The sequence below is a fragment of the Spirochaetota bacterium genome (genome assembly GCA_004297825.1).
In the GTDB taxonomy this organism is placed as follows: Bacteria; Spirochaetota; UBA4802; order UBA4802; family UBA5368; genus FW300-bin19.
The window spans coordinates 26,544-50,233 of the sequence record SCSX01000078.1 but is presented as its reverse complement, the minus strand read 5'-3'; the positions used below and the strand labels follow the sequence as shown (position 1 = coordinate 50,233).

Annotated in this window: 27 protein-coding genes and 1 CRISPR repeat array; of the genes, 8 read left to right on the top strand and 19 right to left on the bottom strand. The window is 58.4% G+C overall.

What is annotated here, in order from left to right:
- Positions 1 to 186 precede the first annotated feature (186 nt).
- On the top strand, positions 187 to 564 hold the full coding sequence (locus EPN93_16980) for an anti-sigma factor antagonist (GenBank protein ID TAL31774.1): 378 nt from the start codon (positions 187 to 189) through the stop codon (positions 562 to 564).
- Positions 542 to 1,159, top strand: a complete 618-nt coding sequence (locus EPN93_16975) for an aminoacyl-tRNA hydrolase (GenBank protein ID TAL31773.1) — start codon at positions 542 to 544, stop codon at positions 1,157 to 1,159. Before EPN93_16980 ends, EPN93_16975 begins: the two co-directional genes overlap by 23 nt.
- A gap of 26 nt (positions 1,160 to 1,185) precedes the next feature.
- On the opposite strand, the gene EPN93_16970 is transcribed toward EPN93_16975, so the two are convergent.
- Positions 1,186 to 1,863: a hypothetical protein gene (locus EPN93_16970; protein TAL31772.1), complete on the bottom strand. Its 678-nt coding sequence runs from the start codon at positions 1,861 to 1,863 to the stop codon at positions 1,186 to 1,188.
- Between the two features lie 228 nt (positions 1,864 to 2,091).
- Here EPN93_16970 and EPN93_16965 point away from each other — a divergent pair, with 228 nt between their 5' ends.
- The gene (locus EPN93_16965; protein TAL31771.1) at positions 2,092 to 2,616 is read left to right on the top strand and encodes an SET domain-containing protein-lysine N-methyltransferase; all 525 of its coding nucleotides are present in this window, start codon (positions 2,092 to 2,094) and stop codon (positions 2,614 to 2,616) included.
- 5 nt (positions 2,617 to 2,621) lie between these two features.
- Here EPN93_16965 and EPN93_16960 read toward each other — a convergent pair whose 3' ends face one another.
- Positions 2,622 to 3,827, bottom strand: a complete 1,206-nt coding sequence (locus EPN93_16960; GenBank protein TAL31770.1) for an ROK family protein — start codon at positions 3,825 to 3,827, stop codon at positions 2,622 to 2,624.
- 371 nt (positions 3,828 to 4,198) lie between these two features.
- Positions 4,199 to 5,638: an MATE family efflux transporter gene (locus EPN93_16955; protein TAL31769.1), complete on the bottom strand. Its 1,440-nt coding sequence runs from the start codon at positions 5,636 to 5,638 to the stop codon at positions 4,199 to 4,201.
- 218 nt (positions 5,639 to 5,856) lie between these two features.
- Between EPN93_16955 and EPN93_16950 the strand changes: the two genes are divergently transcribed.
- The 4 genes from EPN93_16950 (at position 5,857) to EPN93_16935 (ending at position 8,785) form a co-directional block, all read left to right on the top strand.
- On the top strand, positions 5,857 to 6,543 hold the full coding sequence (locus EPN93_16950; GenBank protein ID TAL31768.1) for a hypothetical protein: 687 nt from the start codon (positions 5,857 to 5,859) through the stop codon (positions 6,541 to 6,543).
- A gap of 8 nt (positions 6,544 to 6,551) precedes the next feature.
- Positions 6,552 to 7,349, top strand: coding sequence for a 1,4-dihydroxy-6-naphthoate synthase (locus EPN93_16945; GenBank protein ID TAL31767.1), 798 nt, complete (start codon positions 6,552 to 6,554; stop codon positions 7,347 to 7,349).
- Positions 7,328 to 7,939 (top strand): hypothetical protein, encoded by a 612-nt coding sequence (locus EPN93_16940; GenBank protein ID TAL31766.1) that lies wholly within the window; start codon positions 7,328 to 7,330, stop codon positions 7,937 to 7,939. The genes EPN93_16945 and EPN93_16940 overlap by 22 nt, the downstream gene beginning before the upstream one ends.
- A 102-nt stretch (positions 7,940 to 8,041) precedes the next feature.
- On the top strand, positions 8,042 to 8,785 hold the full coding sequence (locus tag EPN93_16935; protein ID TAL31765.1) for a hypothetical protein: 744 nt from the start codon (positions 8,042 to 8,044) through the stop codon (positions 8,783 to 8,785).
- Between the two features lie 67 nt (positions 8,786 to 8,852).
- Here the strand turns inward: EPN93_16935 and rseP are convergent, their stop codons facing one another.
- The 11 genes from rseP to EPN93_16880 form a co-directional block, all read right to left on the bottom strand.
- A complete protein-coding gene (gene rseP, locus EPN93_16930; protein ID TAL31764.1) occupies positions 8,853 to 10,421 on the bottom strand; it encodes an RIP metalloprotease RseP in 1,569 nt (522 codons plus the stop codon).
- A gap of 3 nt (positions 10,422 to 10,424) precedes the next feature.
- Positions 10,425 to 11,585, bottom strand: coding sequence for a 1-deoxy-D-xylulose-5-phosphate reductoisomerase (locus EPN93_16925; GenBank protein TAL31763.1), 1,161 nt, complete (start codon positions 11,583 to 11,585; stop codon positions 10,425 to 10,427).
- A gap of 9 nt (positions 11,586 to 11,594) precedes the next feature.
- Positions 11,595 to 12,590, bottom strand: a complete 996-nt coding sequence (locus EPN93_16920) for a hypothetical protein (GenBank protein ID TAL31762.1) — start codon at positions 12,588 to 12,590, stop codon at positions 11,595 to 11,597.
- On the bottom strand, positions 12,467 to 13,222 hold the full coding sequence (gene uppS, locus EPN93_16915) for a di-trans,poly-cis-decaprenylcistransferase (GenBank protein ID TAL31761.1): 756 nt from the start codon (positions 13,220 to 13,222) through the stop codon (positions 12,467 to 12,469). Before uppS ends, EPN93_16920 begins: the two co-directional genes overlap by 124 nt.
- Before the next feature lie 9 nt (positions 13,223 to 13,231).
- Complete coding sequence (locus EPN93_16910) at positions 13,232 to 13,786, bottom strand: ribosome recycling factor (protein ID TAL31811.1); 555 nt, start codon at positions 13,784 to 13,786, stop codon at positions 13,232 to 13,234.
- A gap of 25 nt (positions 13,787 to 13,811) precedes the next feature.
- Complete coding sequence (locus EPN93_16905; GenBank protein ID TAL31760.1) at positions 13,812 to 14,543, bottom strand: UMP kinase; 732 nt, start codon at positions 14,541 to 14,543, stop codon at positions 13,812 to 13,814.
- Position 14,544: 1 nt separating this feature from the next.
- The gene (gene tsf, locus EPN93_16900) at positions 14,545 to 15,120 is read right to left on the bottom strand and encodes a translation elongation factor Ts (GenBank protein ID TAL31810.1); all 576 of its coding nucleotides are present in this window, start codon (positions 15,118 to 15,120) and stop codon (positions 14,545 to 14,547) included.
- Between the two features lie 81 nt (positions 15,121 to 15,201).
- The gene (gene rpsB, locus EPN93_16895; GenBank protein ID TAL31759.1) at positions 15,202 to 16,077 is read right to left on the bottom strand and encodes a 30S ribosomal protein S2; all 876 of its coding nucleotides are present in this window, start codon (positions 16,075 to 16,077) and stop codon (positions 15,202 to 15,204) included.
- 306 nt (positions 16,078 to 16,383) lie between these two features.
- Positions 16,384 to 16,620: a hypothetical protein gene (locus EPN93_16890; protein TAL31758.1), complete on the bottom strand. Its 237-nt coding sequence runs from the start codon at positions 16,618 to 16,620 to the stop codon at positions 16,384 to 16,386.
- Positions 16,621 to 16,705: 85 nt separating this feature from the next.
- A complete protein-coding gene (locus EPN93_16885; GenBank protein ID TAL31757.1) occupies positions 16,706 to 17,203 on the bottom strand; it encodes a hypothetical protein in 498 nt (165 codons plus the stop codon).
- Entirely contained in the window at positions 17,200 to 18,315 is a 1,116-nt protein-coding gene (locus EPN93_16880) for an ImmA/IrrE family metallo-endopeptidase (GenBank protein ID TAL31756.1), read from the bottom strand. Before EPN93_16880 ends, EPN93_16885 begins: the two co-directional genes overlap by 4 nt.
- 489 nt (positions 18,316 to 18,804) lie before the next feature.
- Between EPN93_16880 and EPN93_16875 the strand changes: the two genes are divergently transcribed.
- Complete coding sequence (locus EPN93_16875) at positions 18,805 to 19,647, top strand: gamma-glutamyl-gamma-aminobutyrate hydrolase family protein (protein TAL31755.1); 843 nt, start codon at positions 18,805 to 18,807, stop codon at positions 19,645 to 19,647.
- 54 nt (positions 19,648 to 19,701) lie between these two features.
- Here the strand turns inward: EPN93_16875 and EPN93_16870 are convergent, their stop codons facing one another.
- From EPN93_16870 to cas2, 5 genes are all read right to left on the bottom strand, one after another.
- Entirely contained in the window at positions 19,702 to 20,007 is a 306-nt protein-coding gene (locus EPN93_16870) for an AzlD domain-containing protein (GenBank protein TAL31754.1), read from the bottom strand.
- Position 20,008: 1 nt separating this feature from the next.
- On the bottom strand, positions 20,009 to 20,701 hold the full coding sequence (locus EPN93_16865; protein ID TAL31753.1) for a branched-chain amino acid ABC transporter permease: 693 nt from the start codon (positions 20,699 to 20,701) through the stop codon (positions 20,009 to 20,011).
- The gene (locus EPN93_16860; protein ID TAL31752.1) at positions 20,698 to 21,042 is read right to left on the bottom strand and encodes a hypothetical protein; all 345 of its coding nucleotides are present in this window, start codon (positions 21,040 to 21,042) and stop codon (positions 20,698 to 20,700) included. Before EPN93_16860 ends, EPN93_16865 begins: the two co-directional genes overlap by 4 nt.
- Before the next feature lie 449 nt (positions 21,043 to 21,491).
- Complete coding sequence (locus EPN93_16855; protein TAL31751.1) at positions 21,492 to 21,734, bottom strand: type II toxin-antitoxin system HicB family antitoxin; 243 nt, start codon at positions 21,732 to 21,734, stop codon at positions 21,492 to 21,494.
- Positions 21,735 to 22,003: 269 nt separating this feature from the next.
- Positions 22,004 to 23,227: a CRISPR direct-repeat array (repeat unit 32 nt; unit sequence GTTTCAATCCACGCGCCCGCGAGGGGCGCGAC).
- A 167-nt stretch (positions 23,228 to 23,394) separates the two neighbouring features.
- Positions 23,395 to 23,685 carry a CRISPR-associated endonuclease Cas2 gene (gene cas2, locus EPN93_16850; protein ID TAL31750.1) on the bottom strand — a complete coding sequence of 97 codons (291 nt, stop codon included), beginning with the start codon at positions 23,683 to 23,685 and terminating at the stop codon, positions 23,395 to 23,397.
- Positions 23,686 to 23,690 lie beyond the last annotated feature (5 nt).

Sequence of the window (23,690 nt, the reverse complement as noted above, 5' to 3'; positions counted from 1 at the left end):
CGTTAGAATCAGGCACGTAATTGTCAACATATTTATCCCGAACGCCATTCAGCGTCCCGGATACCCGCCGGGGACCTATCGGACCATATAAAAAAATCTTGACGTCCACTGACTCTCGGGTATAAGAAAGTGAGGAGTGTGCAGGTTTCCTGGATTTAGGCGCGCCGCCCGGCGCCGGGGGTATCAATGTGCACTAATCGCGTTCCGGAGATTATGAAGACATCACGATTGATCACCGACAAATATGCGCTCCTCCGCGTCGAGGGCTCTTTAACCAATGAGAACATCCAGACTTTCAGCGAGGAGATCGAGCGCCTCATGGAGGAGCGGACAAATCTCGTCCTCGATTTCTCCGAGGTAAGCTTCATCTGCAGCGCGACACTGGGCCTGCTCCTGCGCTTCAACCAGAACTTCAACCGGGAAAACCGCGCGTTCGTCATCTTCGGGGTTCACGAGGACATCATGAAGATTTTCACCATCACCGAGGTATCCAACTACCTTTCGCTCCACCCCACCCAAAAGGAAGCGCTGGAATACATGGATGCCCGCATCGCCCGGCAATAAGCCGAAGGCCGTCCATACCACACCTGCAATGAAGATAATCGCCTGTCTGGGAAATCCCGGGAAAAAATACCGCAATAACCGTCACAATATCGGGTTCATGATCGGGGAGATGCTCGCGTCCCGGTACTCGATCGCCCCGTCCAGGAAGGAGTTTGGCGCACTCACGGGCTCGGGCCGCATCGCCGACGAACGATGCCTGCTCGTCTTTCCCCAGACCTTCATGAACCTGAGCGGCCGTTCCGTCAGGGAGGCGCTCGCCTGGCACGAGGAACCGCCCGACAACCTGATCGTCATCCATGACGAGATCGAGCTTGCGTTCGGCGTCTTCCGCGCGAAATTCGGGGGCGGCCATAAAGGTAACAACGGCATCCGGTCGATCATGCAGGAGCTTGGCACGGGGGATTTTCACCGCGTGCGCATCGGCGTGGGGCGGCCCGCGAACCCGGAGATTCCCGTAGCGGACTACCTGCTCGCGGATTTCACCGCGGATGAGCGCGCCGGGATCGAACGGCTCGCCCCGCAGGTGCTCGATGAAATCGTCGCCCTCATCGACAGGAACGATCCGGACGAGGAGCAGGGAGACGGGAACCCGTAAACCCGACGGAAGCCGCCGCGCATTTGCTACAAGATAAAGACCTCGCTCAGCACCCCGTAGGCACTGTTCAGTTCCTTCATCCTCGATTCGCCCTCGGTATGCAGGTCGGGGTGGTATCTTTTGGCGAGCTCGCGGTAGCGGCGGCGCACCTGGCTCTTTGAAGGCCGGTACAGCCCGAATACCCCGAGCGCCCTCTCGATCTCCCCCCGCTTGAACGCGTACACGAACACACCATTCAGCAGTCTCTTCAACAGATCGCTTCTTCCGAACTGGATGTTCCCTGGGTTCAGATAGAACTCGCGCACGCAATCGTAGGAAAGGCCCGACAAGCCCTCCGGGTGCAGCAGGCGATGTCCCGCGCAGTACCCGGAATCGTCGGCACGGTCCCCGCAGTACGCGCCGGCATCGGGATTGTAGTGGCGGCAAATGCCGTCCTCCGGAACGGGCAGGAGGCGAATCCGCATGGGATCGAGGTGCAGATACAGCCCCTCCCCGCCCACGGCTTCCCTGACCAGATAGAGTGCATGGTAGAGGGAAAAGTGCATCACGAACAGGTCCTGGCTCATGCCGGGAAGCTCGTCGCGCGTGAGCGCGCGCAACAGCTCCGCCTCCGAGCAGGGCGCGGATTTCTCGTCGAGATAGCGGCGTATTTCGTCAAGGTCGAAATGGAGCATCTCGGGCATTGTGTAGTGAGATTCGTTCATGGCCTTAGACTATTTGCCTTCAAATATACTTCGAATTTCTGAAAACCTCAAGAGGGCCAAATAAAATGGCCCCCGTGATCCCATCCTTCAACCAGAATTTTCCAAAAATGTCTTGCAATTTTACACGTTTTTTTGCAAGCATCGATGGACGGTTACGATTAGAATTATGTCTCTTGCTTCGCCGTCCCCTTGCCGGGTCCGGCGCACTTCATCCGGGAGCACCACCACATGCTGAGCGCAAAGATCAGCCGCAGGAAAAAGGGAAGCGAGTTCGGGCTTTACGCCGAGGAACCCATTTTCGAAAGGGAATTCATCTGGATGCAGCACGAGGGCGACAGCAACAGGCAGATATACCTGTCCTGGGATGATATCCAGAAGCTCCCGGACGGGCAGAGGCGTATATTCCTGAACTACTGCTACCAGGTGGGCGCCGATCTCTTCTCCGGCTACGTCGGGATCGAGGACGTGCTCACGGACGACTCCAATTTCATGAACCATTCCTGCGATCCCAACTGCTGGTACGAGGGGGAGATGCTCGTGGCGCGCCGCGATATCGTACCCGGCGAGGAGATTACCTACGACTACGCGACCGACTGCACCGGGCGCGACTGGGATTTCCAGTGCATGTGCGGATCACGCGAGTGCCGGGGAAGGCTCTCGCGCGACGACTGGAAAAAACTCCAGCCGGTGTATAAACACCACTTCCACCATCATCTTCACCGCGCGAAAATCGCGCGCCGCAAGGCGGGCTGACCGCTTCACGCCAGGTCGCCGTTCTCCACGTAGCCCCAGTGCTTATTGATGAGGTGATAGCAGACGCCCGTCGCGGCGATCTCTATGCCCGTTTTCATGAATATAATTTCGGCGTTTTTCAGGTTCGTCACCGATCCCGAATCCGCGTACTCGACCGCGAGCGCGGCGCGAATGCGGGCCACGGGGTCGCCGTAGGCCTCCAGGAGCTCGCCCGACAGGATCACGAGGTCGGGCTCCAGGATGTTCACCATGTCCAGCAGCGCGGACGAAAAATAACGCAGCCGCTCATCCATCATGGCGCGCACGCCGGGCGCATCGTTCCCGTACAGGGAAATTATCTCCTGCAGATCGTGGTGCCCCGCCGCGGCGCCGCTCCCCGCCCCCAGTGACGATATCGCCTCCGATATGCTCTGGTGGGAAAAGTACAGGTCCAGGCAGCCCCGCCTGCCGCACGCGCACCGCCGGTCCTCGTCCGATACGCGCACGTGGCCCATCTCCCCGCGGTCCGTTACGATTTCGCCGTGGTGGATGAGACCGCTCGCGGCCCCGGAACGCGCCGAGACGAAAAGGATTTTCCGGTACCTCCGCACCAGGTCCGAGCTGTACAGGACATACGAGGTCATGCTCCTGATATTGTGCTCGACCTCGATCTCCCTTTCGGGAAAAAACTCGTGAAGGATGTCGCAGAAATTCACCCCTTCGAGGAACGGCATGAACACGTAGCTGCGCAGAACGCCGGTCGCCGCGTCTATATCGCCGGGGATCGAGCAGCCTATATTCCTGATGCGGCCCGCCACGCCGGCGAGCCTCGCGGAAAATTCCCCGAGGTGCCTTCGAAAAATTTCCAGGAACTGCTCCCTCCCGATCCCGAGCGCGAGCTCGGTCGTTGCGGTGTCGCGGACACGGTTCGAGAAATCGACGAGCGTGCTGAGTATCCTGGCCTGGTTGAAGGTGACGCCCAGATAATAGAGCTTTTCGCCGTTCAGGCGGAAGAAGACCGCCTTGCGGCCTTTCGGCTTCTGTGCGCCCTCGGAGGGGACGATCAGCTCGTCCCTGGCGAGCCCGTCGAAAATTGAAAGCACGGTATCCATGGAATACCCGGAAAGCTTCTTCGCCTGGATCTTCGACAGGTATTCGTTCCTCCGGAAAAGGTCGATGATGAGGTTGCGCTTATTGGTTTTCCTGAGGTCGATATTCACGCCGTACGCCATAAGTCTGCTCCTTCATCCTGGGGTGAGCCCTATTTATCGGCGACCGATTTAAATGTCAATGGTTAATCGCCCCGGCAGGCGTTATCGCACGGAAACGCCCGTGAGCGAATCGGCCCTTTCCCGGGCGGAGCAAATGATGTGGTGCGCCGACGTAACGGGTTCCCGTTTCACGAAAATATAATACTGAAATTTTCAGATTATTGCGAGGGGCGGCTGCCGGGGTATGTAATTTTTCCATTGCGGGGAAATATTCCCGGGATTCAACGGGACGGTCAAGGGGAACGGCGTCCGGTATTTCGCGAAGCGGGCTGCGCCGATACAGGATGGGGCCGGAATGGACGCCGGACGGATGTATCGGACCCCCTCTCCCCTCAGGGCTCGAATTCGGTTGCCGGCACCGCAGGATGGCTCGAGACTATGGCCGGGTGCGGCTCGCCTATCACCTTCATGGAGCGCCATTTTCCGCCCATGAAGCGCAGCAGGAACGCGAACCCGAGCAGGATCACGTATGCCGACGCGATGTACCAGGCCGTGTATATCCCCGCGCGAAAGACGATGAGGGCCAGGTACGTGGGGACGATGAGCACGCACAGCGAGACGCAGCAGAGCATGTACATCACGAAGCGCGTATCGCCCGCTCCCTTGAGCGCCGAGGCGAACACGATATTGAGCGTGTCGAACACGCTGTAGACCGCCACGAAGCGAAGCAGTACCGCGACCGTCGCGTAGACCGCGCCCATCTCCCCGACCTCCGCGTTCGCGGCGAAGGGCCATATGAACACGCCGGGCGCGAGAACGTACGCGAGGGAGATCGTTCCCATGTAGAGCAGGGTGAGATGAAAGCCCGACCAGACGCTCCGACCGGCGAACGCGGGATTGTCGGCGCCCAGGTACTGTCCCATGAGCACGGACACCGCGATGCCGATCCCGATCATGGGCATGAAGGCGAGCGTGTTGATGCTGAAGGCGATGTTCGTGGCCGCGAGGCTGTCGGTGCCCAGCCGCCCTACGAGGAGCAGGAAGATGTTGAAGCCCACGATATCCACGAAAAACTGCACGCCGCTGGGCAGCCCGAATCGCATGAGCCTGCCGAAGAGCTCCCCGTCCGGCCTCCATGCCGCGAGGCTCCGGTACGTTATGCGGTAATGCCGTTTCGCAAGGAGCGCGACGTAGAGACCGCAGTAGGAAAGGCCGGCGACGACAGTGGCGATAGCGGCGCCCCTGACGCCAAGCTCCGGGAAACCGCCCTTGCCGAATACGAGCAGGTAATCAAGGAGGATGTTGACCCCCGTCCCGGCTACATTGACCCACATGACGGGCCACGGCTTACCGATCCCGGTGAAAAATCCCGCGAACGCCGACGAGGCGATCCCGAAGAACGCCCCCGCGTTTATTATCATGAAATATTCGATCTCGTACGCCTGCACGGCCGGGTCGTGGCCGATAGCGCCGAATATCTCGGGGGCGAAGGGTATCATGAGCGCATGGAAGACGCCCCCTATGAGCGCGACGTAAACGCCCTGCCACGCGGTCGCCCCGATCCGGCCCGGCTGCCGGGCGCCGAAATACTGCGCGACGATTATCCCGACGTAGCTCGCCGTACCGATGAATATACTCATCGTCGAGAAGTTGAGTATGCTCGCGGGTACCACCGCGGCGATGGCTTCCCTGGAATACCAGGCAAGGAACATCCTGTTCACGAAAAGCTGTATCGACCACGAGGCGGTCGAAAGCACGAGCGGGAGCGCGAGTACCAGGAGCTCCCGGTATCCACCTTCCCTTCCCCACCGCTCACCGAGCGCGATTTTCATGCCGTGTGCCCCCAGGCCCGATTCTAATGTAAAAATGAACGGCAAGTATGTCTACCGGCGGGCAAGGTGTACAAGCAGATTTTTCCATTGACAAATGAATAGTGTTCATAGTAAAAGTAACCGTCTGTAAAGTGTACTGGGATTCTCATTCACCCACCCGCCTGAAAAGGCGGGAGCTCTTTTCGGTAAAGACATATCATCGAACGAAACGTCCCCACATGAAAGCGGTACTTGAACATATAAAGGCGAACCAGAGCATCCGGCTCATCACCTACGCGGTCACCTCCACGAGTGAAAACCGGATGAAAAAGCTCCTCGCCGTGATGCTTCGGCAGCGCGACTGCCTGGTCCTGTTGAGCCCCATATACACCTGCCTGAAGGAACTAATAATCAACGCGGTCAAGGCCAATTACAAGAACATCTATTTCGAGAACTACACCCCGAAAAACCAGGCGGACAGCCTCATCGATTACCACATGGCACTCCAGCTGTTCAAGCTCGAGATCTCGCGTGAGGACTCGAAAAACCTGTCGCGCATCGCGCGCAAGAGAAACATCACCGCCGAAATCGAATTCATCGTGAACGACGAGGACATCCTGAGCCTCAGGGTGACCAACCCGGTTCCCATGACGCCCTCCGAGCTCAAGACCGTGCGTAAGAAACTCGAGGACGCGCGCGTGTGCAACGATATCTCGGAGTACTTTCTCATGAACGCGGACAACCCCGAAAACGAGGGCGCCGGCGTGGGTCTCGTGCTCATCGCGATGATACTCAGGGGCCTGGGGGTGGAGCTCTCCACGTTCGTAATTTCGTGCGACGATGTTACCACAACCGCCTCGCTCCTCATCCCGCTCACCGCGGAAACCGTGCGTCACTACCGGGAAAACACCAGCGCGTCCGCCTGAAACGCGCCATGAAAACCGTCGATATCGCACTTTCCCCCTGTCCCAACGACACCTTTGCCTTCCACGCGCTCGTACACGGGAAGATCGACACGCGCGGCCTCGCGTTCACCGTCGCCATAAGCGACGTCGAGGATCTCAACCGTCGCGCACTGGAGGGCAGGCACGCCGTCACCAAGCTCTCCTTCCATGCGTGGCTGCTCCTGAAAAACCGCTACACGCTCCTCGATTCGGGATCAGCGCTGGGACGCGGCTGCGGTCCGCTCGTGGTTTCCCGAACGCCCGGCATCGATCTGGCACGCGCCCATATCGCGATCCCCGGATGGTACACGACGGCATACATGCTGCTTCGCCTCTGGATGCCGGGTGCGGGACGAGTCACCGCGGTGCGTTTCGACGAGATCATGCCGGGTGTGGCGGAGGGCCGATTCGACGCCGGGCTCATAATCCACGAAGGACGATTCGTCTATCCCCTGTATGATCTTGTGCAGGTGATCGACCTGGGCGAATGGTGGGAGCGTGAGACCGGGCTCCCCATCCCCCTGGGCTGCATCGCGGTCAGGAACGATCTCGCACCGATGCGCGGCGACATGGGCGCGATAGTGCGGGCCTCAGTCGAATACGCGCGCGCGCATCCTGCCGATTCGCGCGCGTACGTGAAGTCGCACGCGCAGGAAATGGACGACGAGGTTATCGACAAGCATATAGGGCTTTACGTGAACGATTTCACCCTGGACCTCGGGGACGAGGGAAGGAAAGCGGTCACGGCGCTCGAGGAGATGGCGCGTTGCAGGGGAATACTGGAATAGTCATGGCGACCATGCTCGAGGCGCAGCCGCTCATCCGCGCGCTCGGCCTGAAGCTCTTGATCAAGCGGCCCTTCCGCGTCTACGCGGGCGGAACGCATACGCTCGTCATTTCAGGGATAGGCAAGGCGCACGCGGCGATGGCCGCCGCCGAGCTCGTCGTTCATCACGGCGCGCGGGTGATTCTCAACGCCGGCGCGGCCGGCGCGCTCACGCGCGAATTACCCCTGGGCGGGATATACCAGGTTACCCGCGCGGTCGAGCCCGACCGGCCGAAGCTCATCGGGAGGGGCCTGCGGACGCTTCTTCCCGACACGCTTGAGGGTGTCGCCGGGGCGACGCTCGCCACCCAGGACCGGCCCATGGTGACGGAGGAGGAGCGCCGCGCCGTCTCCCTCCTCGCCCAGCTCGCCGACATGGAGGGCGCCGCGGTCGTGCAGGCGGCGCGGCTCTACGGGGCGCGCTGTCACCTGTTCAAGTTCGTGAGCGATACCCCGGACCATTCCAGCGATTTCAATATCGTCGCCAATATCAGGAGGCTCCGCGGCGCGTTCGCGGACTTTATCGCGGACAAGGTGCTCCCCGAATTATGACGGGCGTATCGGTCCCGGCGATTCGATGGCGATTTCAAGATTTCCGCGGCATACAATCAACGGGCGTCCGCCGCATCGCGATGCCCGAACAGGAGCATCGTCATGAAATATCGCCTAACGTTTCTCATCGCGGCCCTGGCCGTGTGTTCGTGCGCGCCCTCGAAATCCCCGGGCGTGGTGATACTGGTCTCCGCGAACGCCGAATGGGCCGCCCTCAAGGAAGTCCTTTCCCCCCCGCCCTCCCGGCTCGAGAAAACCCCATACGGCGAATATTTCTTTCGCGAGATCACGGGCGGGGACGGCGCCGCCAGACAGGTGCTTTTTTTCCACGGGGGATGGGGGAAGATAGACGCCGCGGCCTCGACCCAGTACGCGATAACCAGGTGGAATCCCACCCTGCTCGTCAATATCGGGACCGCGGGCGGATTCGCCGGGAAGGCGCGCAAGGGGCAGATACTGCTTGTCACGAGGACCGTCACCTATGACATCCACGAGCTCATGGGGGACGGCGCCGAGGCGATCGACTATTACAGCTCCTCGCCCGAGGCCCCGATCATCCTGGACCCGGAGATATCCAGGGGAATCGTGGTCTCCGCCGACCAGGATATCGACCCCAAAAACATCCCCGGGCTTGTCCGGAAATACGGCGCGGTCGCGGGCGACTGGGAATCGAGCGCCATCGCGCACGTGGCGAAGAAGAACGGGACACGCCTGGTGATCCTGCGCGGGGTGTCCGACATCGTGGACGCGAAGGGGAGCGAAACCTACGGGAATCTGGGCGCGTTCGAAGAGGCGTGCAGAACCATCATGAAAGCGCTGCTGGAGAAGCTGCCGCTTATTCTCTAGCCGATTCGCCGGCCGGTCGCACCGTAGAGACGTCCCGGCGGGACGTCTCTACGGTGTGGACTACGCGTCAGTTGAACATGTTCTGGAAGAATGGCAGGAAGCTCAGGTCGTTAAATATGACGAGCACCCCCACCACGATGAGAAGCGCCACTCCCACGAACTGGATGCGCTCCATCACCTTCTGGCTTATGGGCTTGCCCACCAGCGCCTCGAACAGGAAGAACAGGATGAAGCTCCCGTCCACCGCGGGGATCGGGAGGAGGTTCATCACCATGAGGATGATGGATATCTTCGCCATGAGCACGATGAAGGCCGAGATGCCGCGGTAATACGCGGTATCGCCCGCGATCTTCGCGATGCGTATGGGCCCCGAAAGATTCTGACGCACGTCAAGCTCCCCGGAAAAGAGCATGCCCATGCCCTTGAGGTTCATCACGATGAAGTCGAAGGGATCGGTGAGCGATTTCACGAAACCCTCGGCAAGGCCGTACTTGAGATCCGTCATCTCGGGCGCGATCGCGGTCTCGATTCCCACGAATCCCGACCGTTCGTAGGCGACCACGCCGCGGTACGAGCCACCCGCGTTTTCGATGCGCACCGTCGTTCCCTTGAGTCCCGCGAGCTTCTTCTCGAAGGCCTCGATCGAGGACACGGTTTCGCCGTTCAGCCTTACCGTTCCCCGGGAGATTCCCGTTTTCACGAGGTCGAGCTTGTCCACCGTCACGTCGCGCTTTTCGGCCGGGAACCTGTCGTCCACGAAATCCTTTATGCGCAGGAGCTCTCGGGAGCGCGGCGTCACCAGTATGTCATGATCGCGACCCGCGCGCACGATCTTGAGCATGAGGGGCTTGTCCGCGTGCGCGCGCACGTAGTCGGTGAATTCGGCAGGCGACTTCACCGCCTTCCCGTCGATCGATTTCACCTCGTCGAACTGCTCCAGGCCCGCTTTCGCGGCCGCCTCGCTGTCGAGCACCCGCACCACGAGCACCCGTTCGCCGTAGGGCATCACACCTATCGTGTAATATCCCTTTTCCGAAAACTTCTGCGGCTTTACCGTGTATTCCTTCGATTCGCCCGCGCGCTCCGCTTTTATGCGGACCGGCTCGCCGTTCGAAAACACGATCGCGCTCTGGATGTCCGAAAACCCGGCGATCTTCTTATCGTTGATTCCCACGATCCTGTCCCCGCTCACGATGCCCGCCGTGTGCGCCGGGGAGACATAGTCACCGGACTTAAACTCTTCCGGGATGATGACGCGGTTCGTTTCAACCGAATATCCCGCCATGTTCATGACGAAAAAAAGCACGATGCCGAAAAACAGGTTGAAGAGCGGTCCCATGACGACCGGGACGATGCGCCGGAGCGGCGGGGCGCTCAGGAACTCGTATGCCTCGCCCTTGCGCTCTTCCGACGGGTCCTCCCCGTAGAACGCACAGTATCCGCCCAGGGGGATGAGCGTGACCTGGTAGGTCGTGCCGCCGATCTCCTTTTTCAAAATTCCCTTCCCGTAGCCGATCGAGAATATCCTCGCCCGGATGCCGACCAGCCTGCCGCCAAGCAGGTGTCCCAGCTCGTGCACGAAGATGCACAGCCCCAGGAGCACCACGGCAGCGAGTATATACGTAAGTGTTGCCATTTCTTAACCTCTCGCGATTGTATATGCTCTCTCCCGCGCCCATTCGTCGGCGCGAAAGATGTCCTCGATCCCGGTTCCGCTCTCCGGGACATGTTCGTCCATTACCCGCTCCACCGTCCTCACGATATCCGTGAAGCGGATCTCGTGGTTAAGGAAAAGCCCGACCGCCACCTCGTTGGCGCCGTTGAGCACCGCGGGGAGCGTCCCGCCCGCGCGTCCCGCCCGGTAGCAGAGTTCCAGCGCGGGAAATTTTATACTGTCACACTGCCCGAATGTAAGTCGCCCCACGCCCGCAAGGTCCAGGCGCCCGAACGGGTTGGCGCGCTTTTCCGGGTGCATGAGCGCGTTCATGATGGGGAGGGCCATATCGGTCACGCTCAGGAATGCGTAGATGCCGCCGTCCCGCGCCTCCACCATCGAGTGTACAACGCTCTCGGGATGCAGCACCACGTCGATTATGTCGTACGCGGCTCCAAAAAGATGGTGTGCCTCTATCACCTCGAGCCCCTTGTTCATCATCGTCGCCGAATCGATGGTGATCTTGCTCCCCATGCTCCACGTGGGATGCGCGAGCGCCTCGGCGGGAGTCACGCTCGCGAGCTCCGCGGCGGGACGGTCACGCAGGCTCCCCCCCGACGCCGTGAGCACGATCCGCGCCAGGTCTTCCTTCCCGACCCGGTCAAGCAGTGAGAACACCGCGCTGTGCTCACTGTCGACGGGAATGAGCTCGACGCCGCATTCGGCGACACGCTTCATAAATAACTCCCCGGCCATCACCAGGGTCTCCTTGTTCGCCAGTGCTACGCGCTTCACATGCGGCAGGGCGGCCAGCGTCGGCAACAGCCCCGCGGCGCCCACGAGCGCCGACACCAGGATATCTGCTTCCCGGGAGGCAAGCTCCCGAATCCCTTCAGGACCGGTAAGAAACTCCACGGACGGAAAAGTTTCACGGAGGGCCGAGAATCGCGCCGTTTTAACCAGGTCCGGGGCTCCTACCGCGACGGCGCGCGGGGAGAACTCGCGTATCTGACGCGCCAGAAGCTCGAGGTTCCGGTTGCAACTCAGGCCCAGTACCCTGAACTCGTCCCGGAAATGCCCCAGGACCCGGAGGGCCGATACGCCTATCGATCCGGTCGAGCCCAGGATGGTTACGGTGCGTGACATCCGCCGCGCTTACTGTGCGCCGGTAAGTACGAGGTAATAATAGAACAGCGGCATCGTCAAGACGAGCGCGTCAAATACGTCCCAGAAGCCTCCGTGCCCCGGGATGAGGGAGCCGGAATCCTTGATGGCGCCGTCCCGCTTGATCGCCGATTCCGCGAGGTCGCCGATATTGCCGATCACCGAGAGGGCGATGCCCAGGAGGGTCGCTTCAATCGTGGTAAAAAGCTCCTTCCCCGCGAACGCCTCGATGCCCTGGCTGAAGAGTATCATCGCGAGGACCGTTCCCAGGAGCCCCGAGAAGTAACCCTCCCACGACTTGTTGGGAGACACCGCGAAGCCGGCCTTGTGCTTTCCGAAATTCACCCCGCCAAAATACGCGAAGGTGTCGTTCAGCATCACGGCCGCATTCAGGATGAGGATGTAGTAGAAGCCGTCACGCAGCGACTTGAGGAGTATGATATGGGAAAATGAAAAAACAAGGAATATGACGCCGAATACGGTCACCGCAAGGGAATATATCCCTCCCTCGATGGGACGCTTGAAAATCTGGAGCGTGACCAGCGCTGCCAGCCCCAGGGTAAGAATCGCCAGAAGCACGCGGGCGTCGAAATTCTGGATATAGGCCGAATACCCCAGCACCTTGCCGAACGCGTACAGGTACATGATGATATTGACGAGCGTGCCCACTATCATTCCGACGGCGATGAACGGTTTCCGTTTTTCATCCTTCCCCGCAATCTGATAATACTCCCAGAGGCAGCCGAGCGAAATGATCGTCGAAATGACGAGTATGGGAATGTACTGAAACTGGTCCGTCGCGAACCCGTAGAGGTATACCGGAAGTGCCACTACCGCGCTCGCAATGCGCTTCGCTGTTTCGCTCATAATCCCCCGAATCTCCTTTCCCTGTTCTGGTATTCGTATATGGTGCGGTACAGGTGCCGCGCGCCGAAATCCGGCCAGAGCACCTTCACGAAGACAAGCTCGGCGTAGGCGAGCTGCCATAGCAGGAAGTTGCTCAGGCGGTATTCCCCGCTTGTCCTGATAAGCAGGTCGACGTCGGGAAGGTCCGGGGAATAAAGATGGCGGCGCATTTTTTCCGCAGTCATCTTTTCCGAATCTCCCCGCTTCGCCGCCCAGGCGTTCACCGCGTCGACGATCTCCTGGCGCCCGCCGTAGTTGAGGCAGAAGTTGAGGACTATTTTTTTGTTCCTTCGCGTATCCCGCACCGCGCGCCGGATCACCTCAAGGGTATCCGCGGGAAGGTGCTTTTCGCTCCCGGTGTGCCTTACCCGGATTCCGCGCTTTTTGAGCTTTTCGATATTGGATTCGAAGAAGAGCTCCAGGAGCTTCCAGAGCCCCCGGATCTCCTCCCGCGGGCGGGACCAGTTCTCGGTCGAAAACGCGTACAGGGACACGACCTTGATGCCAAGCTCGAGCGCGGCGTCCATGAGCGACTCGACCACCTGCGCCCCGCGCCGGTGTCCCTCCAGGCGCGAGAGACCGCGCCGCGTGGCCCATCGCCCGTTACCGTCCATAATTATGGCGACATGCGAGGGAATCCTCGTTCTGTCCAGCAGGCTTTGGTAGTCCCTGTGTGCCACGCGGTTTCGGGTTCCTTGACGGGAGGGGATCATGCACGCGTATCAGACGTGCATGATCTCCTTTTCCTTGTTGTCGACCGTCTTCTGGACTTCTTCCGTGTACTTATCGGTGAGCTTCTGTATGCGACCTGCCGCACCCTTGGAATCGTCCTCGGAGATGTCCTTGCTCTTTTCGAGTTCCTTTACCATTTCGTTCCCGTCGCGCCGCACATTGCGGATCGAAACCCTGCACTCCTCGGCCTTCTGCCGGGCGAGCTTGACGTATTCCCTGCGGCGCTCCTCGGTAAGGTCCGGGATCTGTATGCGGATCAGGTTGCCGTCGTTGTTGGGGTTGAGCGAGAGGTCCGATTTCAAAATGGCCTTCTCGATCGCCCCGAGCGTGCTGCGGTCCCAGGGCTGGATGACGACCAGCCTGGGCTCGGGGCACGAAATGGTGGCGAGCTGATTGAGCGGCATGATGGAACCGTACACGTCGGCCCTGACCCCGTCGAAGATGGCGGGATTCGCGCGCCCGGTACGGATGGCCCCGAAGTCCTTTTCGAGGGCCTGGATGCTTTTCTTCATCCGCCCCTCCACGTCGGAGATTATTTCATCTATCATATTCTCCCCCAGCGTTCATGCATCAGGATATTCTGGTTCCAAGCTCCTCTCCCGCCGCGATGCGGCGGATGGAGCCATGGTTGAAAAGGTTGAAGACGATGATGGGCAGCTTGTTGTCCATGCACAGCGAGATCGCTGTGAGGTCCATTACCCTGAGCTGACGTTCTATCACCTCCCGGTACCCGATGGAAGCAATTTTCACGGCCCGGGGGTTTTTTTCAGGATCGCTGTCGTACACGCCGTCAACGCGCGTCGCCTTCAATAAAACCTGTGCGCCCACCTCTATCGCCCTGAGACCCGCGGCGGTGTCGGTGGTGAAGAACGGGTTGCCGGTGCCCGCGGCGATGATCACCGCGCGCCCCTTTTCCAAGTGGCGGATCGCCTTGCGGCGGATGTAGGGCTCCGCGAACGAGCGCATCTCGACGGCGGTCATCACCCTCGTGGGGACGCCGTTCTTTTCGAGCGCGTCCTGCACGGCGAGCGAATTGATGACCGTCGCAAGCATGCCCATGGAGTCCCCGGTCGCCTGGTCCATCCCGAGCGCCTTGCCCGTGGTTCCGCGGAAGATGTTTCCCCCGCCGATAACCATGGCGATCTGCACGCCCGTCCGGTGGACCTCCGCAATCTCGAGGGCGATGCGCGCGACGACCGCCGGGTTTATGCCCGCCTTCTCGTCGCCCGCGAGCGCCTCCCCGCTGAGCTTTAGCAGTATCCGGGAATATCCGGGATTGCCCGGAGCTCCGTCCGGTGCCATCCTACTTCCCTATCTTGTAGCGCGTGAATCTTCCCACGGTGATGTTCTCGCCGTAGGTCGCGATCTTGTTCTTGATGAGGTCGCGGATCTTCACCTTGGGGTCCTTGATGTACTCCTGCTCCAGGAGGCACACCTCCGCGTAGAATTTGGTGAGCTTGCCCTCGACGATCTTTTCGACGACGTTCGCGGGCTTGCCCGATTCCTTCATCTGTTCGCGGTAAATGTCCTTCTCCCGCTCGATCTCGGCGGCGGGCACGTCCTCCACGTCGACGTACAGCGGGTTGGACGCGGCGACCTGCATGCAGAGGTCCTTGCCCAGTTCCTGGAAATCCGCGTTACGCGCGACGAAGTCGGTCTCGCAGTTGAGCTCCATGAGGACACCCAGCTTGGCGTTGTTGTGGATGTAGGTGGCGATCATGCCCTCCCGCGCCTCGCGGGACGCCTTCTTGTTCGCGGACGCCAGGCCCTTCTTGCGAAGGTAGTCGGCGGCCTGCTCGAGATCGCCCATGCATTCGGTGAGGGCCTTCTTGCAGTCCATCATCCCCGCCTGGGTTTTCTCCCTTAGTTCTTTTATCATGTCGGGTGTTACATCAGCCACGGTGATTCTCCTTGTATTAGGTAATTATCGGACCCGAACGCCTTGAAAGGCGCCGGCAGCCTACCACTTATCCTTGTCGGCGCTGAACTCGTCCTCGTAGCGCTGACGGTACTCTTCCTTCGCCTCGGTGACCTTCTTGAGCTCGGTGGGCGCCTCTTCCTTCTCGGGCGGGGCGGCCGCGGCTGCTGCGGGCTCTCCTGCTCCCTCTTCCACCTCTGCGGCCATCTCGAGGATTTCCTCGGCCTCGGACTGTCCGCCGGACTGGCCCTCGATGATCGCGCGCGACATCGCGTCCAGGAAGAGCGATATCGCCCTTATGGCGTCGTCATTGCCGGGAACGGGAAAATCGATCTCGTCGGGATTGCAGTTGGTGTCAACCACCGCGAAGATCGGGATACCGAGCTTCCTCGCCTCGTTGACGGCGATCGCCTCGCGCTTGGGATCGATTATGAAGAGCGCGTCGGGAAGCTTGCCCATGTCCTTGATGCCGGAGAGCACCTTCTGCTTCTTCTTGAGCTCGTTCGAGAGGTCCAGAATCTCCTTCTTCGTCTCGGCGTCCCACTGGCCCGTCTCGGACATCTTTTCGAGGTTCTTGAGCCTCTGGATGGAATGGCTCACCGTGTGGTAATTCGTGAGGAGCCCCCCAAGCCAGCGCTCGGCAACGTAGAACATGCCGCATTTCTTCGAGTATTCCTCGATGGCCGCCTGGGCCTGCTTCTTGGTGCCCACGAAGAGGACCTTGCCCCCGTTCGCGGCGACTTCCTTCATACCCTGGTATGCCACTTTCAAACGCTGCATGGTTTTCTGCAGGTCGATAATATGGATCCCATTACGTGCGGTGAAGATATACTGCGCCATCCGGGGATTCCACCGCCTCGTCTGGTGGCCGAAGTGCACGCCCGATTCCAATAGAGCTTTCATAGATACTACTGCCAATGATAGTACCCCCATTTCATAAGATTTCCCGCGCCGCGCGAGGGACAAGTATCACTCATAAGCCGGTATGCGGTTTTGGGCGCAACGAAATGAAACGCGCGCCTCCGCACCCCACATGTTGATGTGCTGTGCTTCCGGTCCCCGTAGAGCGTTAACCCTCCCCATAGGTGACCTAAAGATCGATTCGCCAGATGCGTACGGACTTTACTCGGGCATGTGGCAACCGGCGCAATGCCGGTTTAAACGTATGCGCTTCCCGGTACGACGAAGGAGGCGCGAGATAGCCGCAGGTGCGGCCCTGCCGTGTTAGACCCTCAGGAAGATCACGATCCCGAGCACCATTCCCGCGAGAGAGGCGAGCGTTACCTTGATGCCGAAGCTCACGATCTCGAGGTTGAGGGCCAGGGCGCCGGTGAGGTTCGCGTTGACCGCCGCGAGCGACGGTGCGAGCTTCACGACAAGCGTCCCGAGCGCGGAACCCAGTACCCCTCCCAGGATCAGAAAGGTGATAAAGTAGCCGAGTGTGCCGCGTTCAATCCTCATGGTCTGACAAAACAGTTATGAACAAGAAACTGAATGGGGGGCGATTTGTCAAGATATTTTGCCAATAAGTCACTCCAATCCGTAATCAGCCGCTTATTTTACTTTCAAAGTCTTCTACTAAATCCAAAGTAATATTACTATTTATCTTCCCAATCTTCATGACAATATCCATTGCTTCTCTCTTGGTCAACTTTCCCTGTTGCACCAGAAATATCATGATCTGCAAACCCCATAAAACCTGAACTCCACTTGATTCGCACGTTTTACGAAGCCTTTTATCATTGGTTGCACATATCAAACCTTCACTTTTCGCAGTCAGAAAACAAATATTATCATTAAATGAGCAACCGGTCTTGATCCATGCCGCTTCATTAAGCACATCCATCTCGACATCAAGGACCGTGATGGCGAGTTTCTTCGCCTCGGCTATACTTAGCCCGGGAACCTCCTTCAAAACCGGAAGCGGGACATAGAGCGACTTAACCGATGCGGCAAAAAGGGAGATCACCTTTTTCCCGGCCTCGATATAATCGATGAGGATGTTGGCATCCGTGATGACCGCCTTATCGATATTGATCTTCACACGGCCATCTTCCACGAGTTGTTGAGCTCGCGCATTTCGATTACCGAAAGCCTGAGAATTTCGGCCGCTCTGTCGAGGGAGATGAGTTCTTTCTCGTATGCCTCACGCACCAGACGGTAGAGACGGTCGTCCATGAAATCTGATTTAACAAGGCCCTCGGGCTCGGTCTCGGAGTAGCTTTCCGGCTCATAGTGACTCTTCAGGTCGTGGCCACAGAGACGGTTATACTCGAATCTGAAAGCAGGAATAATGGCAAGGTCAGCATATCCACATTCTACCAGGCGTATAAGCACAGTCATGTAACTCACACGGAAGATACGCTTGACGTGAAGGACGCGATCGACCAGGTGAAGGCCACGGGCAGACTGCCATTCCTTGTCAAAGACGGATTGGGGTATGAGAAAATGGGACGCGAAACGCTCGGCGTTCCTTTCCTCTTTTTCGTTCTCACTGGTTTCATCCTTCTTGTATGAATTCCGGTGAAGAAGGAGGTGGCCCATCTCATGGGCGACGGTGAAGATTTGGCGCTCAACGCTCACATCATCCCCGACCTTGACGCAGACCGCGGGCCCACCGTTGTCGACAGATACGGACATCCCAAAAAATTTCTTAAATCCCGCTTTCGATAGATTGACTTTGATGCCCGCGGTTTCCGCAAGACCGCAGACGTCTCGAATGAGCTCATTTTCACCGATCTTAAGCTTCTCCCTGGCAAAGGAGGCCGCCTGGACGGGGTCGCGACCGGCATAGCTCTCGAAGAGGTATTTACGACCATGCCCGAGTATTTTCTCCAGCTCATTATAATCCGAAAGCCAGACGGCGACGTCCTGGATGAGTTGGTCGCGCTGATTTTGCTCACGTTTGGTCATGGTCTTGCGTATACGGAACCGCACCCTTTTAAGGGAAGGGAGGGGACGGAAGAGATCGGCGAGTGACACTTCCAGCGCACCGGCGATGTTCATGAGGGTGCTTGAACGGGGATCGGTGTCGCCTTTCTCGATGGCGACATAGGACGGACGGCTGAGGCCCGCTTTTTTCGCAAGCTCGGTCTGATTTATGCCCTTGATGGACCGCAGACGCCGTAGATTATCGGATAAGATACCACGTTCCATATCACACTCCTTCTTCCAACCAGATAGTAAGTATATATAGTATAAAAAACACTACAATATTTGTCAATATTGATTTATTGTAAGGTTATTAGGACAGGGGAAGTATTTCACCGAAGAGGCCATAGAGAAGTGGCATCTAGATGGCTCCGCCATAGCGTGCGCGCGGCAGGCAGGGAGAGTCGCTTCTACCATTCCGCCTGTACTCTTAAAACGACCTTCTTCCGCGGGTGCTTTTCATAGGAGATGTGGAGATGGGATGAGATTGAAGAGGTGACGAAGGGGTCTTGGTGAAGGCGCGGATTCGAATCCGCGCCTTCACCAAGACCCCGGAATTTTCCTGTATGAATTTGACTTGCCCTGCCGTCCCAAACGGGCCATGCTCATCCTTGGAACGCCGACGCACGAATCGACGCCCCGCGCGGATTCCCTGGCGCCTTCTTCCCCTAGCTGGCCCGGGATTTGCAGGCGGGCATCGCCGATCAACACGCCATGGAGGACACGCCCATGAACCGCAGACTGCTTCCGCTTCTTTTCATCGCATCGATTTTATTCCCGGCCGCCGGGTGCAAGACCGAAGCGCCCGACCCGAGCGCTCTGCCCGTCGCCGTCACCTACGGGAAAATCCAGTCCCTCTTCTTTAAATGGGGGGTCGATATTAACGGCGATTACTGCGACGCGCTCAAGGCCCACGGGGCGCGGCCGGTGCGCATCTCCGTCAATGATTCGCCCGCCGATGCGGACGCGAAGCTCGCGACGGCCGCGGGCCTTCTCGTGCCGGGGGGCTTCGATATCGAGCCCGCGCGCTACGGCGAGGAGCGCGCCGAGAAGTGCGAGGGAAGCGACGCGAGGCTGGACGAGCTCGAGTTCAGGGCGCTCGCGTACGCGCGGGACAAGAAGCTCCCGGTGCTGGGCATCTGCCGCGGGATGCAGATGCTGAACGTGTTTTACGGGGGTTCGCTCTGGCAGGACATACCCGCCTACTACAAGACCGGCACGCCGGTCGCCCACCGCGAGTCACTCGACCTGTGGTTCTACAAGCACGCGCGGCCCTGCTTCCACGAGGTGAGCCTCGAGCGCGGGACCGTGCTCGCCGGGCTCCTGGGCACGGACACGCTCAGGGTCAACACCTATCATCACCAGGGCGCGAAGCGCGTCGCGCAGGGGATGCGTGTATCAGCCCGCTCCTCCGACGGCTTCGTGGAGGGTATAGAGGGCACGGGTGTGCAATTCCTGCTGGGCACGCAGTTCCATCCCGAGATGCTCAGGAGCGAGGACACGCGATTCGACGCGATCTTTGCGCGGTTCGTGGAAGAGGTGCGGAAAAGGCCTTGATCGGGGAATGCGCATTACCTTTCCGGAAAGGCGCGCGCGGGCGGGTGACCCGACTCAAAGACCCGCAGCGATCATGATGGAAGTCGCAACCGCCGACAAAATCACCGTGAGTATGAGATTACCGTTGAACCACGCGACGGCGGCAGAGGCGGCGATGCCCAGGGCGGACACGAGCGGCCTGCCTTCCACGGCGTACATGCCCCCGGGAAGCAGCAGCGCCCCCAGCGCGGCGTAGGGGATAAAAGAAAGAAACAGCTTGAGCCTCGCCGGGATCCTTTCAACATCGATGAAGTAGAACGGCAGGAGCCTTGGAAGATAGGTGACCGCGCCCATCGCGAGCACCAGGATGATTATCTCCATGTCATTCCCCCCGGTAAAGAATCATCCCCGCGGCCGACCCGACGAGAATCGAAATGATGATGTTCCAGCCGGAGCCGAAAAAAGCGCACCAGGCAAGCAGCGAATTGCACAGCCCCGCGGCGAGGGCCGGTATTCCCGCCCTGAAGGATTTCTTCACAGCCGGGACCAGCAGGGCGACGAACATCGCGTAAAGGCAGATCGACATGCCCTCCCGTAAATTATGCGGCAGGAAATTTCCCGCGACGAATCCCGCGACGGTGCCCGAGAGCCAACCCGCATATGCCGTGAAGTTGAGTCCCAGCACGAAGGAATGGGAGAGCGCCTCTTCCCGCATCGATGAGACCGAAAAGGTCTCGTCCGTTATCCCGAACGCGATGAAGGGAATTATTCCCTTCCTGAACGAGGTCCGCGAGGACAGGGATGCGCTCATGAGGAAGTGCCGGAAATTGAGGAGAAACGTCGCGAGAACGATCTCCCCCGCGCCCGTCCCGTTGAGGACCATCGTGAGGCCCATGAACTGGCTCGCCCCGGCGAAAACGATTGCAGAAAACCCAAAGGTCTCGGCAAGGGAAAGTCTGGCGGATACCGCGAGAAGGCCAAAGGTCACCGCGATCGGGAAGTACCCGATAAATACGGGAATCCCCGCCGTGATCCCGGATTTCAGCCCTTGCAGTTTTAAACCGGAGGAAGTCATCCCCTGTTTCTTGTGACCGCGAGATAGACGCCGGCGAAAAGAAACCAGGCTCCCATGACAATACCGAACACGGCACCAAAGGTATTTTCCGAGACAGACGACAATGACGAGACCACTATGTGCGCCCCGCCCGCGGCGGCGAGTATGCTCAATATCCATAAGGCCCAGGCAGCTCCTCGAAGCGCGAAGACGACAAGGACCAGCGTCAGGATGAATCGTACGACCTGCTGGCCTGTTTCCTGGGTTCCCGGCAGGAAGTTAGAAAAGACGACTGCCGACAGGGAAAAGAGGAGCATTATCGAAAGTATCAGTACCAGGTCTTTCCTGATTTTTTTGTCCATGGCAGTCCTCCGCCCTGATAATTTTGAATATCTTGTCGAAACGTCAATTCAAATTCGTGGTGGTGACCGATAATCACGAACCATCATCCCGGCACTACGACCAACGACATCGTGCAGGCGTGCTGGGCCCATATCCCCGAAGCCGTGATGTTCCTCCCGTTCACCTGTCTTGTGTTCGCGCACTCCCTCTCCCGGTCCGAGACTGGCATGAGCGCGTGGAGATTACCAGAGACGACGTGCTTAATTCCGGGCGCGACGGCGGTGGATCGGAGGAGGGGGAAGACGAGTACGGGAGGGTGCACGGTTGATGAGAAAGCGGTTGGGCATGTGCCTCCTCGCATCAATCCGTGTATAGTTCCTTTTTGAGCAATTCGGGATCAATATACTGTGACGCCTGCTGGAAACCGAACCGCTCCAGAATCTTTATCACCTGTTGCCCGGAGAGACGCCTAAGCCTTGGCATACCCTGGCGCTAGCTCGTAAGTGATAATTATCGAAGGATTATGGGCGTACCCCATTTCCGTAAGATTTTCTCCTTCAAGATGAAGCTCAATAGCTTCTTTGAGGTTGTTTACCACCTCGTCGAGGGTAGAGCCCTGGGTAACGACCGGGAGACCGAAACAGCTCCCGACATAGCCGTATTCGTCGCCATCGGTGATGACGGCTTTGATTGTGTGTTGAAGGTGTTTCATCGGATAGCCTCCATCGGTGATAAGCTTTTGTATATGCCCCATTAATAAAAATTCACTGCTGTCTCCTAGGATAGCGGGGGAAAATAAAAAAGCTATTAATTTCCAAGCATTGTTTTATGATGAATTTTCCGAAACAGCATAAAACAAAGGGCGGAGGAGAATTAATAGCATGAACAAGAGAAGAATGGTTTTCGCACAAATACAACAACTTATTTCGACATTTAATTTCAAAAACTCATAATACGTGATATATGTTGTTCAATTTAAGTGTTTCAATCCACGCGCCCGCGAGGGGCGCGACTATCGGGTCGGTAAACCAGCAATACATGCTGGGTGTTTCAATCCACGCGCCCGCGAGGGGCGCGACTAGAATTTCATAATTTGGATTTGCCTATTCTTTATGTTTCAATCCACGCGCCCGCGAGGGGCGCGACCATCCCGATCGATTACAAAAGGAAATATATGATGGTTTCAATCCACGCGCCCGCGAGGGGCGCGACAGCCTACAAGGAGAAACTACAGGAGAAAGCGTCATGTTTCAATCCACGCGCCCGCGAGGGGCGCGACACTTGGTGGACTGACATGGCGACACTATATCGCAAGTTTCAATCCACGCGCCCGCGAGGGGCGCGACTCGATGCTGCGCAGGATACCCGGTCATTACCTGGTTTCAATCCACGCGCCCGCGAGGGGCGCGACATTATGGGGTCAAGGTTATAGGTTCTCATTTATGTTTCAATCCACGCGCCCGCGAGGGGCGCGACTTGAGTACTATCTCGACAAACTCGCGCGGATAAAGTTTCAATCCACGCGCCCGCGAGGGGCGCGACGGTTGACAGCCTCCATGCCCGATGAGAAATCACTGTTTCAATCCACGCGCCCGCGAGGGGCGCGACGGGGGGGAAATGTCTGTAATTGACACCCTCAGGGTGTTTCAATCCACGCGCCCGCGAGGGGCGCGACATGGTATACGTGGGGAAATTCAAGAACATCAAGGTTTCAATCCACGCGCCCGCGAGGGGCGCGACATAGTTATCTTGGTAATATAAGAGAGGTGATATGGTTTCAATCCACGCGCCCGCGAGGGGCGCGACCTGCGGCTAAGGCCGCAGCTGCTGTTTCTATTGGTGTTTCAATCCACGCGCCCGCGAGGGGCGCGACATTTTTTTGCACCATATGTTGTATCATTGGAGGAGTTTCAATCCACGCGCCCGCGAGGGGCGCGACCATTTCGGTAAAAATTCAAGCGGCTGGTTTTTTGTTTCAATCCACGCGCCCGCGAGGGGCGCGACAGTAACCGTCCTTTCAGCATCGTGACCACGCATACGTTTCAATCCACGCGCCCGCGAGGGGCGCGACAAAAAGCAAAAGGGCGCATCACCCCGGCGGAAATTGTTTCAATCCACGCGCCCGCGAGGGGCGCGACTTTTAAAATTGAGTGCAATTACGTTATTCTATTAAGTTTCAATCCACGCGCCCGCGAGGGGCGCGACTGTTCAAGAATTATCCCTGAAATATCCAGTAGTTACAAGCAGATTTCGCCAATCGTTCTGTAAATTGCATGTGATGGAGTTTTCAAAGACCATGTGAGCGGCCTTCTTTATTGAAGAAAACTGCCCCGCTAACATCCCTGCATTTCAGCGATCACTTATGGTTAGCGTTAAACTATCATGGGTTCGTCATGCTCGACGGAAGAGGAGAGGCCGTGATGCTCCACGCGTCTTTTCCAGTTGCTTCCCAGAAAATAAAACCTGAGGCTGTCTTCCCTGGGATCATAGGCTTTAAGCAGTTTGTCCTTGAGGAATTCCCACCGCGCGGGATCGAGTTTGCACTCGAATACGGATTTCTGCACCCGGATACCGAAGTTGACGCAGGTTTTAGCTACCTTGCGGAGTCTTTTTGTTCCTCTCGCGTCCAGCGTCGATACGTCGTAGGTCACCAGTACAAGCATGAGTT